Origin of the sequence: Delftia sp. Cs1-4 (genome assembly GCF_000214395.1) — a bacterium.
GTDB lineage: Bacteria > Pseudomonadota > Gammaproteobacteria > Burkholderiales > Burkholderiaceae_C > Comamonas > Comamonas acidovorans.
Map to the genome: position 1 here is coordinate 5,527,336 of NC_015563.1, position 12,617 is coordinate 5,539,952.

9 protein-coding genes and 1 tRNA gene are annotated in these 12,617 nt (G+C 64.9%); 7 read left to right on the forward strand and 3 right to left on the reverse strand.

Going from position 1 to position 12,617, the window contains the following annotated elements; genetic code table 11:
• The 3 genes from DELCS14_RS24315 (at position 1) to DELCS14_RS31050 (ending at position 7,159) form a co-directional block, all read left to right on the forward strand.
• Positions 1 to 4,335 (forward strand): translocation/assembly module TamB domain-containing protein, encoded by a 4,335-nt coding sequence (locus DELCS14_RS24315; protein WP_013803997.1) that lies wholly within the window; start codon positions 1 to 3, stop codon positions 4,333 to 4,335.
• A gap of 78 nt (positions 4,336 to 4,413) precedes the next feature.
• Positions 4,414 to 4,488 (forward strand) — tRNA-Arg (locus tag DELCS14_RS24320).
• 598 nt (positions 4,489 to 5,086) lie between these two features.
• Complete coding sequence (locus DELCS14_RS31050) at positions 5,087 to 7,159, forward strand: IPTL-CTERM sorting domain-containing protein (protein WP_228676814.1); 2,073 nt, start codon at positions 5,087 to 5,089, stop codon at positions 7,157 to 7,159.
• A 235-nt stretch (positions 7,160 to 7,394) separates the two neighbouring features.
• On the opposite strand, the gene DELCS14_RS30890 is transcribed toward DELCS14_RS31050, so the two are convergent.
• A complete protein-coding gene (locus tag DELCS14_RS30890) occupies positions 7,395 to 7,664 on the reverse strand; it encodes a hypothetical protein (protein ID WP_139093415.1) in 270 nt (89 codons plus the stop codon).
• Positions 7,665 to 7,777: 113 nt separating this feature from the next.
• On the opposite strand from DELCS14_RS30890, the gene DELCS14_RS24330 reads away from it, so the two are divergent.
• A complete protein-coding gene (locus DELCS14_RS24330; protein WP_013803999.1) occupies positions 7,778 to 8,188 on the forward strand; it encodes a hypothetical protein in 411 nt (136 codons plus the stop codon).
• Between the two features lie 12 nt (positions 8,189 to 8,200).
• Here the strand turns inward: DELCS14_RS24330 and DELCS14_RS24335 are convergent, their stop codons facing one another.
• Positions 8,201 to 9,538, reverse strand: coding sequence for a methyl-accepting chemotaxis protein (locus DELCS14_RS24335; RefSeq protein ID WP_013804000.1), 1,338 nt, complete (start codon positions 9,536 to 9,538; stop codon positions 8,201 to 8,203).
• A gap of 789 nt (positions 9,539 to 10,327) precedes the next feature.
• On the opposite strand from DELCS14_RS24335, the gene DELCS14_RS31350 reads away from it, so the two are divergent.
• The 3 genes from DELCS14_RS31350 (at position 10,328) to DELCS14_RS24350 (ending at position 11,669) form a co-directional block, all read left to right on the forward strand.
• Positions 10,328 to 10,690 carry a hypothetical protein gene (locus DELCS14_RS31350; protein WP_026062393.1) on the forward strand — a complete coding sequence of 121 codons (363 nt, stop codon included), beginning with the start codon at positions 10,328 to 10,330 and terminating at the stop codon, positions 10,688 to 10,690.
• Positions 10,691 to 10,799: 109 nt separating this feature from the next.
• Positions 10,800 to 11,423, forward strand: coding sequence for a glutathione transferase (yfcF, locus tag DELCS14_RS24345; RefSeq protein ID WP_013804002.1), 624 nt, complete (start codon positions 10,800 to 10,802; stop codon positions 11,421 to 11,423).
• A gap of 21 nt (positions 11,424 to 11,444) precedes the next feature.
• A complete protein-coding gene (locus DELCS14_RS24350; protein ID WP_012203534.1) occupies positions 11,445 to 11,669 on the forward strand; it encodes a hypothetical protein in 225 nt (74 codons plus the stop codon).
• 33 nt (positions 11,670 to 11,702) lie between these two features.
• Here the strand turns inward: DELCS14_RS24350 and DELCS14_RS24355 are convergent, their stop codons facing one another.
• Positions 11,703 to 12,236 (reverse strand): DUF2939 domain-containing protein, encoded by a 534-nt coding sequence (locus DELCS14_RS24355; protein WP_013804003.1) that lies wholly within the window; start codon positions 12,234 to 12,236, stop codon positions 11,703 to 11,705.
• Positions 12,237 to 12,617 lie beyond the last annotated feature (381 nt).

The following is a 12,617-nucleotide window of genomic DNA, read 5'->3' on the forward strand; positions in this document are numbered from 1 at the left end:
ATGGTGGATTCCCGCTTGAATACCCCTGCCTCCTCCGCCGCGCCAGACCAAAGCCCCCAGGCGTCCCCTCCCCCGCCGGCGCCCCCACCCGTGCCCCAGCGCCGCCGCTGGCTGCGCGCCCTGCTCTGGTTCTTCCTGGTCCTGGTCCTGCTGCTGGCCGCCCTGCTGGGTTCCGCCTGGTGGTGGAGCGGCCGTGCCGATTCGCTGGCCTACACCCTGCAGCGCGTGGCCGGCTGGCTGCCCGCAGGCCAGAGCCTGCAGGCCAAGGAGGTGACCGGCACCGTGCGCCAGGGCGGGCGCATCGGCTGGCTGCAATGGCAAAGCCCCACCATGAAGGTGGAGCTGCGCGACGCCACCATCGGCTGGCAATTGCGCCCCCTGCTGTCGCGCACCGTGCGCCTGGGCGAAGTGCGCATCGCCGAGCTGAACATTGCCAGCACCCCCGACCCCGAGGACAAGAAACCCGTCGAGCCACTGCAGCAGCTCGTGCTGCCCGTGAAGATCGACGTGCCCTTCCATGTGGAGCGCATCGTCTGGCAAGGCCCGCCCCAGGCCGAGGTGCTGGGCCTGCAAGGCCACTACGTCTACGACGGCAGCGAGCACCAGCTGGACGTGCGCGACCTGCAATGGGCCGATGGCAACTACCAGGCCAGGCTGCGCCTGCAGGCCCGTGCGCCCATGGCCATCCAGGCCCAGCTGCAGGGCGACCTGCAGGCGCCTGCCCTGGCTTCGGACGACGAGGCCTCCACGGCCAAGGCCCCCAAACCTGCACCGCTGGCCGTGCAGGCCAAGGCACAGATCGACGGCACCCTGGCCACCGCCGCTGCGCAACTGGGCATCAAGCTCCAGGTTGATGCCAAGCCCGGGACGGTGTCCGAGGAAACGCCTGCCCCTCCCGCCGTACAGAAATCCGCCAAGGCCGATGGCAAGAACGGCAAGGCCAGGGAGCGCAAGGAAGCCGCCCCCGTGTCCGAACCCATGCATGCGGACATCGAGGCCAGCATCCGGCCCTGGCAGCCCCAGCCGCTGCAGACCGCGCGCGCCCAGCTCAGCCAGATCGACATCGCCGCCTTCTGGCCCCAGGGACCGCGCACCCGCATCAGCGGCGAATTGCAGGCCGGGCCGGATGGCAAGGCAGCTGATACAGCCCAGGCACCCGCCACGGAACAGTCATCGGACCAGGCACCAGGCTCGGCCATCGCCACCACCGCCTGGCAACTGACGACACGCCTGAACAACGCCATGCCCGGTCCCTGGGACCGCCAGCGCCTGCCGCTGGACCAGATCGAGGCCGCGGTGCGCTATGACGGCCAGCAGTGGCTGCTGGAGCAGGCGCAGATCGCCATAGGCTCGGGCAGCATCGACGCCCAGGGCCGCTTCGAGCCCGCCACCAAGGTCTTCGAAGGCCAGGCCAAGGTCCAGCGCCTGGACCCCGCCGCGCTCTACAGCATCCTGGAAGCCGCACCGCTGCAGGGCGAGCTGCGCGCCAGCACCACGGCAGAGCAGCAGGTGGACTTCAGCGTGGACATCCAGGCCGCAGCCGCGTCCGCAGGCGGCAAGCGCCAGCCCCTGCGCATCGAAAAACTCGCCACCAAGGGCCGCTGGGCCCAGCCCGTGCTCTCGCTGGAGAACCTGCAGCTTGATGCGCTGCAGGCCTCGGTGCGCAGCCGCAGCCTGCAGTTCGACACCGAACAGCAAAAACTGCAGACCGTGCTGAAGGCCGAGCTGCCCGGCGCCGAGCTCTCGCTGGACGGCCACATCAGCCCCGCCGCAGGCCAGGGCAGCAGCCAGCTCAAGCTGTCGTCACTCACCGCCCTCACGCAATGGCTGCGCAAGCTGCCCGGCATGAAGGACCCGCTGGCCGGCGCCCTGGTCGAAGGCCAGGCCCAGCTGGACGCCAGCTGGCGCGGCGGATGGGGCGCACTGCAAAAGCGCATGAAGGCTGCCGTGGGCGACCCGCTGCCCGCCAGCGGCCTGCAACTGCAGGCCGACCTGCAGGCCGCCAAGCTGCGCTACCTGCCCGCCAACACGCCGCCCGAGCAGGCGCTGGAGCTGCCCGAGCTGCGCCTGGCCCTCAAGGGCTCGCCCGAGCAGGCCAGCCTCACCCTCACCGGCCAGGCGAAGCGCGGCACGCAGACCGCGCAGATCGACACGGCCCTGCAGGCCGGCCTTGCCACGGCGCGCGGTGCCGCGCCCCTGGACTGGCAGGCCAGCATCGACAGGCTGCAGGCCCGGTTGAATCCGGGCCAGGACCTGCCCGGCCCCTGGCAGTTGCAACTGGCGGGCAAGCAGCCCGTGCAGATCGCCCAGCGCACCACGGGCCGTACCGTCCTGTCCACCACCTTCACGGCGTCGGCCGGCAGCCTGCAGGTCACGCCGCCCACGCTGGCCCAGCGCCGCGCCAATGCCGAGGCGCCGCAGCGCGTGCTGCTGGCCTGGGACGACACCCGCGCCACCCAGGGCGGCGACGGCCGCTGGGCCCTGCGCAGCACCGGCCGCGCCCAGGCCCTGCCGCTGGCCTGGGTCGATGCCCTGTCCATGGCCGAGGAGCCTCCGCTGGCCGCCATGGGCCTGAGCGGCGACCTGAGCTTCAACGCCCGCTGGGACCTGGACACCACCGGCCCCGCGCTCAAGGCCGAACTGCTGGTCGAGCGTGCCGCTGGCGACCTGCGCCTGGCCGTGGAAGACGGCTCGGGCACCACCGTCATCCACACCACCGGCCCGCGCTCCAGCAAGCCCGGCGAAGTGCGCACGCATACCGTGCGCGGCGCCGGCATGCGCGCCCACATCAAGCAGGCACGCCTGAGCGTGCGCGCCCAGGGCGACGACGTGCAGGCCAAGCTCGACTGGGACAGCGAACGCGCCGGCACCCTGACCGCCCAGCTGGGCACGCGCCTGGCCCAGCAGGACGGCACCTGGACCTGGCCCGAGAAGGCCCCGCTGTCCGGCCAGATCGACGCCCGCATGCCCGACATCGGCATCTGGGCCCTGTTCGCCCCGCCCGGCTGGCGCGTCACCGGCTCGCTGCAGGCCAAGGCCGAGATCAGCGGCGACCGCCAGAACCCGCAGTGGCAGGGCAATCTCTCGGCCGACGGCCTGAGCATCCTGTCCGCGCTGGAAGGCATCGACCTGCAAAACGGCGTGCTGCGCGCCCGCCTGCAAGGCAACCGGCTGGACCTGACCGAACTGCGCATGCAGGGCGGCCGCGGCAGCAATGCGCGCATCCTGGGCTACAGCGGCAACCTCACCACGGCACCGCGCGAAGGCGGCGAACTCACGGGCTCGGGCTTCGTGCGCTGGGACCCGCCCAATGCCGATGGCAGCAACTCCGGCCTGAGCATGGACCTGCGCGCCCAGGCCACCAGGCTGCAGGTGCTGGTGCGCGCGGACCGCCAGGTCAGCATCTCCGGCGGCCTGCAGGCCAAGCTGGAGCAAGGCCAGTTCACGTTGCGCGGCGACCTAACTACCGACCGCGCCACCATCATCCTGCCCGAGGAATCCGCCCCCTCGCTGGACTCCGACGTGGTCGTGCACTCGGCCGCCTCGCGCAAGGCCGAGCAGGAAGCGGCGCGCAAACAGCAGCAGGCCGACCGCAAGGCCCAGGCCCGCGCGGAAACCATCAAGCTGCCCGACATCCTCGTCAAGCTCGACCTGGGCCGCGACTTCGCGCTGCAGGGCTACGGCATCACCACCCGCCTGGAAGGCGCGCTGGAAGTGCAAGGCCCCACCGTGGCGGGCGGCCCGCCGCGCATCACCGGCGAGATCCGCACCGTGCAGGGCCGCTACCGCGCCTGGGGCCAGTCGCTGGACGTGGAGACCGGCCTCATCCGCTTCAACGGCCCCTACGCCAACCCCTCGCTGGACATCCTGGCGCTGCGCCCGAACATCGCCGTGCGCGCAGGCGTGCAGGTGCAGGGCACGGCCAACGCCCCGCGCGTGCGCCTGTACTCCGACCCCGAAATGCCCGATGCCGAAAAGCTCTCCTGGGTGGTCATGGGCCGTGACCCCGCCACGGGCGGCGCCGAAAGCGCCCTGCTCCAGCAGGCCGCGCTGTCCCTGCTCAGCGGCGGGCGCAACAACAGCGGCAAGATCGCCAGCAACCTGGGCCTGGACGAGATCGGCTTCAAGGGACCGGGCGGCGAAGGCTCCACCGGCGCCGCCCTCACCCTGGGCAAGCGCCTGTCCAGCGACCTCTATGTCACCTACGAGCAAAGCCTCTCGGGGGCCATGGGCACGCTGTACATCTTCTACGACCTCTCGCGCCGCCTCACCCTGCGCGGCCAGACCGGAGAAACCAGCGCGCTGGACCTGATCTACACCGTGCGCAAGGACTGACGCCCCAGCGCCCCGCATGCCGCCCTCCCGGCGGTGCGCGGGGCGGGTCCGGCGTGGGTTTACAATCGCCGTTTGCTCCTCTCCGTAGTTCAATGGATAGAACGGGCGCCTCCTAAGCGCCAGATACAGGTTCGATTCCTGTCGGAGGGACCATCAGATGGTTTTTGCATCAATCATTTGCGCGCACTGTAAATCGTCCGGTGACATACCGGGGACATGATTCGTGCAGAAACGGCAAGAGCCCCTCGACACCGGATAGGGTGTTGAGGGGCTTTTTGCATTGCGCACCGTCATAGATCGCGATTCGCCCCGCTCCCGTTCGGGGCGATCGTCCAGAGCCAGTCCCATGTACGGAACTGATAGCGCAGGCTGACGAGCTGCTGCAGCCTCGCCGCACCCATCAAGCACGCGGACTGAGTCGCTTGCGGTTTGGCATGAATTGGATGGAGCCTTTGCCCGACTGCCGCAGCATGAAGACTCAATAGCCGCAGGACCCTGCACCTGTAGCACAAACACAACAACTGGGGGGACTCTCTCCTACCCCAGCACCCTCTGAAGACGCGCCTGGCAACGCGATCTGCTCAGATTTGCTCAGATTCAAAATGTTTCTGCTTGTTCTAATTTGTAGCAAAAGTCTCACTATGAGACCAAGGGCCAAACCTCCGGTCTAAGCAGGTCTTCTTTCCAGCCTCCCCAATCCTCAAGGCGTGCATTGCAAGCTCTCAGGGGTTTTCCTCAAAGGTGTCCACACATGATTCAGCGCCGTTCTTTGCAGCACGTCCTCGCCGCCGCTTCGCTCTCACTCATTGCCTGTGCCGTAAGCGCCGCCGATTACGCCTATATTCCCAATTCAAACAGCAGAACAATTTCGGTCATCAATACCGCGACTGGAGAACTCGCCACCACATTAAGTCCAGCAAGCATGGACGCAACGTTAAATGATAACATCTACACCCTTGCATTGCGACCAGGCGCCAACAATGAGTCATGGTTCGGGCAATACAGATCCAACAACAAACTGGGAGTTATTGACACAACAAACAACTCCCTAAAAGCAGTTATCGACAACACTGGAGCATCTGTCTCCATCACCTTTTCTGCAGATGGTGCCATCGCCTACGTCAGTGATTACGTCAATAGTAAGCTGCATATTATAGACGCCAACTCCAAACAAATCACTGCCAGCTTAAATACGGGATGCTGGGCAATCTCCTCTGCACTAAGCCAAGACGGTGCCTCACTTTATGTGCGGTGTGGAGACACTGGTGAGATCAAAAAACTGGACACTGCCACCAACACGTTATCCACACTGGAAAACGTCTCAAATTCGGGATTTGGCTTGGCTTATGACCCGACAGGAGCCGGAAAACTATATACGTCGAGCAATGCTGGCAACACGGTTGGCCTCATCGATTTGGCAGACAACACGGTTACTCAGATCACAATAAGCGGCATTGATGGCACCGCCAGGGCAGTAGCAGTTCGAAAGAATGGCAGCAAACTATATGTTGGCGGAAACAACAATGTACTGCACGTCGTTGACACTGCCAACACCTCAACACAGAAAACGCTCACACTGAGCGGTGCGGTCTCAGGTATCACGGGCCTTGGTATCTCGGCAAACGATGCAGCGCTGTATGCTGTAACAGCGAATGGCACAGTCCATGTCATTGATGTCGCCACCGATACGGAAACCAAGACGATATCTGCCGCAGCCGGTGCCTCTTCTTTCTGGATCTGGGGTGACTTCCTTGGCAACGTCGTCGCCAGTGCCACGCCGGGCGGGCCCTCGGTGGCCTCGATTGCTCCGCAGGGCACACCATCGGCCAGCGCCACAAGCATCGATTTCACAGTGACCTTCAGCGAAGAGGTCAACGGAGTTGACGCCGCCGATTTCGCGCTGACCGCTACAGGCACCGCCAGCGGCACGCTGGGCACGCCATACAGCGCTGACGGCGGCATCACATGGACTGTGCCCGTCACCGCCATCAGCGGCACGGGCAGCGTGCGCCTGGACCTCAACAGCAGCGGCACCGGCATCGAGAGCACCGCAGCAGCCAAGCCCATTGCAGGGGGCTTCGCGACAGGAACCGTGCACAACGTTGATGTACAGGTGCCAGTCGCTGGCGCTTGTGGCACGGCGGCGGACCAAGCCACGGCACTTGCCCCTGCAGCGGGCCTGTGCAGTGCGGGCACGGCTACGGCGATCTCCAGCGCCAGTGGCAAATACACCTGGCAGTGCCAGGGCTTGAACGGCGGCAACGCCAACAGCTGCGAAGCCCCCTGGTCCACCGCTGGAGGCAGCAAGGCAATGGTCGCACTGCAGCCAGCCAACGGCTGGCAGGTGAGCAACGCCAGCTTCAGCACCACGCCACCCGCGACCGCTCCGCAAGGCGTGACTTTCCCCTCCGGACTGCTCTCGCTGAATCTCAGCAGCGGCAACCTGGGCAGCGATGCAACCGTCACCCTGAACTTCAGCACACCGGTGCCTGCAGGCGCGGTATACATGAAGTACGGCCCCAGCCCTGATGGTTTCAACTGCCAAGGCACGGCATGTGCTCAACCACACTGGTACCAACTGCCTGCCAACCGTGCTGTGCTGGCGTCGGACCGGCTGAGCGCCACGTTGACGCTGACCGACGGCGGGCTCGGCGACAACGACGGCATAGCCAACCAATCCATCCAGGATCCGGGTGGCTTTGCACTGCTGGCAGCACCCGCCAGCACTGCGGCGATTCCCACCCTGTCTGAATGGGGCATCATCGCGCTGTCATCCCTTCTGGCCATGTTCGGCATCGCAAGAATGCGCCGCCGCCAGGGCTGAAAACACAAGCCATCTGTGAACTGCACCCCAAAAGTTGGACACCAGTCCAACCTTTGGGGTGTTTTTCATGGCGAAGTACGACGAGCGTTTGAAGCTAGAAGTTATTCAGAAGCATTTATTGGGGTCGGCCGGTCAGAGGGCGCCGGCGGGCCAGACGCAGGCAACGCTGATTGTCCTTGAGTGGCTTGCAGGTAGTTCGGCCTGAGCGGGCCAGGCAATGGTTCTCGAAAAGCCATCAATCAGCCTTCGGCGGCTTCCAGAAAGAACCACCCAGCACATAGCTGATTCCCATGAAGGTCACCGCCGTTGCCAATGACCAGATGGCACCCACGCCGTATCCCCAAAAAACCCAGGGCTCTTCGTGGTTCACCAGAACCTCGACAGCACCAAGGGCCATCCCAGTCAAGGCACCGCCGACTCCAACGACCACACCAAACCACCAAATAGCGATTGCCAGTCTTGCCACCACAGCCTGCCCCCAATGAAGTTGGGCGAGATGGTACACAAATGCATGTGGACTGAAGGTTGCGAGCGTTGTGAGAGGGAGCCACGCGCACACGCTTTCGAAAATATTCTTGAAATATAAAACCGGCCGCCTGCATCAATTCGGCGCGGCTGGTGCCCGGCGATGCGGAGTCCGGCCCACGCACTCGCCTGCTGGCAGAAGCGGCCCAGGCGCTGGCGCAGATATCAGAGACGCCGGTGGACGGGATCGTGTTTCCGCGCACCACGCTGCACGAATTGCAAGCCAGGCTGGACACCGGCGCAACGCCATCGCAGTGGCGTGAACTGGCCCGCCAGGCCAATTACGAGGCCCAGCAGTTGGCACAGGCGCTGATGCAGATGGGCCATCGCCAGGACACGGAGACCCATGTCGTGGCGCACGGCATGGCGGCGCGCATTGCGCAGCTGACGGAGATCGTTTTCGTGGCCGCCGCCCTGCATGGCGAGCACCGTGATGGCTGGGGCTCGCCGGTCCTGCGCGACGTGCGCCATATCTTTGAAGGCGGCATGGGCCGCCTGGGATGAGCGGGGCGCGGCTCAGCTCTGGACGACGACGTTCTCCAGCCTCAACACGGCTTCGCGCACCTCGCCCAGGCGCGTGTCCTGCGCCTGCGAGGCCTGGATGATGGTGTCCATGATGTCGCTGGCATTCACGGCCGCTGCGCGCATCTGCTTCATCATGTCGCCCGATTCATTCACACGCTCGAAGCCCAGTTGCACGCTGGCCGCAGACGCGCCGATGACGGATTTGACCTCCCTGGCGGCCTCGGCGCAGCGCTGGGCCAGGCTGCGCACTTCGCCGGCCACGACACCGAACCCGCGCCCCTGCTCGCCCGCACGCGCGGCTTCGACGGCGGCGTTGAGCGCCAGCAGATTGGTCTGGAAGGCAATGCCATCGATCAGGCCCACCATCTCGCCAATGCGACGGGAGTTGCTGGAGATGCTGGACATGGCGTCGACCGCGCTGTCCAGGGCCACGTCGCCGCGCTGGGCAATGCGCGTCACGTCCCGCGCCTGTGCATGCGCGTCATGCGCCTGGGCAGCGCTGTCGCGCACCAATTGCTGCAGTTGCTCGAAAGCCGATTGCACCAGGCGCGTGGCCTCGTAGCGCTGCGTGATGTCGGTGGCGTACTTCACAACCTTGAAGGGCTGGCCGGACTGGTTGAGCACGGGGCTGTAGTTGGCCTCGATCCAGACATCGTTGCCCAGGCGCCCTATGCGCCGGAACTGGCCCCGGTAGTGCTTGCCCTGCGACAGGTGCGCCCAGAAGGCCGCGTACTCGGCCGAACTGCGCTCCTGCGGGGCCACGAACATGCTGTGGTGCCGGCCGACCAGCTCGTCTTCGGACGCATAGCCCATGGCCTCCAGAAAATTGCGGTTGCAGCGCAGGATTCTGCCGTCCAGGCCGAACTCGATCACGGCCTGGGCCCTGCCTACCGCTGCCAGCTGGCTGCTGGCTTCGGCGTCGCGCAGCACTTCGGCCGAGATATCCATGGCGTACTTGACGACCCGCAGCACCTGTCCACGGCTGTCGAGCACGGGGCTGTAGTTGGCCTGCAGCCAGACCTCCCGCCCCTGGCGGTCGATGCGCCGGCACCGGCCCACAAAGGCTTGCCCGCGCGCAAGCCGTGCCCAGAAGTCCCGATAGTCCCGAGCCTGCGCATCCGCCGGGTCCAGGAAGATGCGGTGGTGCTGCCCGCGCAGCTCGTCCAGCTCATAGCCCATGAGGTCCAGAAACTGCGCGTTGGCGAAGAGGATGTGGCCCTGGGGATCGAGCTCTATGACGGCCTGGGTGCTGTACAAGGCCTTCAGTTGGGAGCTTGGGGAATCGGAACGCAGGCCGAGCCTGGACAGGATGGAGCGGATGCCGCGCATGGGAGCCCTTGTTATTCAGCGCTGAATGGGTGATTTGCGCCCGACAATGGGCTGGTGTGGCAACGATTGTATCTGTTTGCTATTTTCTGCGTCCTTCGCATTGACGTGCACTTCCTGTCAGAAGACGCCTACAGAAATAAAAAAACTCCTCTTCAATTCACAATTGTTTGCATTTTCTCAAGGCATCCAATTCCCTTTTCTGACCCAAGTCTTTCAAGCAGCAAGAAACATATGTAACTAATTGATATAGAGTTCGCAGCATTCCGTCGCCTGGCGGCGTCCTCTGTCTTGTGTGCTTGAAAAATGTCTTGTGGCGTTCGGGTGATCGATTTGACTTCCAGCCTGGGCGGCCGCGCCCTGGCCAAGCTGGGCGTGGCCTACGCCCCCGGCAAGCCGCGGGTTGCCGTGAGGCTGGCGGACTCGGAAAGCGCCCCTGTCATCGACTGGGGCGGACCGCCGGGGCGGGATGAGCCGCTGTGCGAGCCCTCGGCGCCGAGCGCCCTGGTGCTGCTGATCGGCCCCGGCGCCGTGCATCAGGCCAGGGAGTTGTTTCAAAGAGCATTGAATGAGGCCGTGCGTTGCGTACGCATTTTTCTGATGCCAAGCGCCATCATGGAAGAAATAGCGCTCAAGCAAATGCGGATGCCGCACCATGAATCCATTCAGCTTTACCGATTACCGGACAGCAGTTCAGAAACACTTTGGTTTGTTTTGATCGAAGAGCTGCAGAAGCTCTCAGCCCGATTTTCATCCGGTGGCAACACCGATTTCAGAAAAAGAGAAGTTTCAATGTCAAGCAATCTATCCCAATCCATGCAATCCATTATTTCCATCGAAGGCGCCATGGCGGCGGCCCTGGTGGACCATCAAAGCGGGATGTGCCTGGCCCAGGCGGGCAGCGGCGTGGATCTGGAGCTTGCTGCGGCAGGCAATACCCAGGTGGTGCGGGCCAAGCTCAAGACCATGGAGTCGCTGGGACTGCGCAAGGGCATCGAAGATATTCTGATCACCCTGGGCGACCAATACCATTTGATCCGCCTCATCCCCAACAGCCCCGGGCTGTTTCTCTACCTGGTGCTGGACAAGGCCCGTGGCAACCTCGCCTTGGCCCGCTACAAGCTGACGGATATCGAGCGGTCGCTGAAGGTGTGATCCTGGGACTGCGGGGCTTGGGCCGAGGCATGGCCGGCCCGGCCATCCGGCTGCCCACTCGGCTACCATCAGTGCCCCAATCACTGATGCAGTCTCCCGAAAGGCCTCCATGCTGCTGTACGCCGATTCGCAATTCGCCTCTCCCTATGCCATGTCCGTATTCGTTGCGCTGAAGGTCAAGGGGATTGACTTCGAGTTGCGCACGCTGGACCTTTCGGCGGGACAGAACACCGGGGCGGACTATGTGGCGGCATCGCTCACGGCACGGGTGCCCACGCTGGTGGACGGCGATTTCAGCCTGTCGGAGTCTTCGGCGATTTGCGAGTACCTGCAGGACCGCTTTGGCGGCGCTCCGCTCTACCCCCAGGATGCGCAGGCGCGCGCCCGCGTGCGCCAGGTCCAGGCCTGGCTGCGCAGCGATCTGATGGCCTTGCGCTCGGAGCGCAGCACCGAAGTGGTGTTCTACCGCCCCACGCCCACGCCGCTGTCGGATGCGGGCCAGGCTGCGGCGCGCAAGCTGTTTTCGGTGGCGGGAGCCTTCATCCGCTCGGAGGACGACCACATCGCCGGCCCATGGTCGATTGCCGATGTGGATCTGGCGCTGATGCTCAACCGCCTGGTGCTCAACGGCGATGCCGTGCCTGCGCCGCTGGCCGCCTATGCGCGCCGGCAGTGGCAGCACCCCGCCGTCCAGCAGTGGCTGGCCCTGCCCCGCCCGCCCCTGGCAGGCTGATCCGAACGGATACGGCAGGCCATGGACAGCCTTCTTTACATGGGCGTGCGGATCACGCCCGCATCACTTCCCAGCGATGCCTCGCCAGGCGCCTGGCTGCCGCGCGCCACCTTGCTGGAGGTGGCCAGCGGCAAGGCCCTGGAGGCCGTCACCGATGACCAGCCCTGCGACACGCAGCCAGAGGCCGATGCCCGCGCGCTGCGGCTGGGCAAGCGCCATGTGATGAAGGTGCTGCATCAAGGCTGAGGCGCCAGGGTGCTGGCCGCCTGCCCGCGCCCCTCAATCCATCTTCACGGCCACCAGCCTCCACCCCAACAGGCCTTCGCGCCTGAAGATGAAGCCGCCCGGCTCGCCGCGCGGGTGCACGAAGACCTTGGACCATCCCTGGTACTCCACGGAGTAGTCCTTGCGCGGCGGCCCGCCCTGGGTGTCCACGCCCACGCCTGCGGCGGCCACGTCCGTGGGTTTGCCGGGCTTGCCTTTTTCCAGCATGAGCATGACGCCGTCGGGCGAGACCAGCGCCTCGGTGAACTGGCTGACCAGGCCCTGGGCCAGTTGCTGGCCAAAGCCGGCCAGGGGGTTGGAGGCGCTGTCGCCCGAGCCGCCCATCTGGGACTGCAGCCTGGCCATCATCTGGCCCTTGATGCTTTCGCGCAGCGCAGGGAAGTCCACGTAGCCGGACAGGGCCTGGGCGTCGCGGCGCTCCACGGCCTTGCCGATCTGGTGCAGGGCGATGTAGGGCGATGCGTAGAGCAGTCCGGCCGCAGCCACGCAGAGGGCGGCCAGCGCGCGGGCAAGGGTTTTGGGTTTCATGGATCTCTTTCGTGAAGGCAGGCCAGGGGCCTCGCGCAAGCGCGGATGAACGCGCATGAACCGCGCATGCACAGCGCATAAAGGCGGATTCTAGGCGGCCCGTTCGGCGCCGCAGCCACTGCCAGGGCCGTTGCCGCCTGTATTTTTCATAGCGAAACAATAGCGAAGCAATACGCAGAGAGCCCCTATCAGGCCAAGGCCAATACCTGAAAAACTGGTATTGCCTGGAGCATTCGATTCATACTATAGTTTGTAACAAATAGTTTACAAAACAATACAACATGGATCGCCATTGGCCACGCAGGCCATCGGCAAGCCAGCATCGCCGTTTCCGGATGCCTGTGAGCATTTGTGCAGACCGGGCATTTCCCGTTAGTGAAA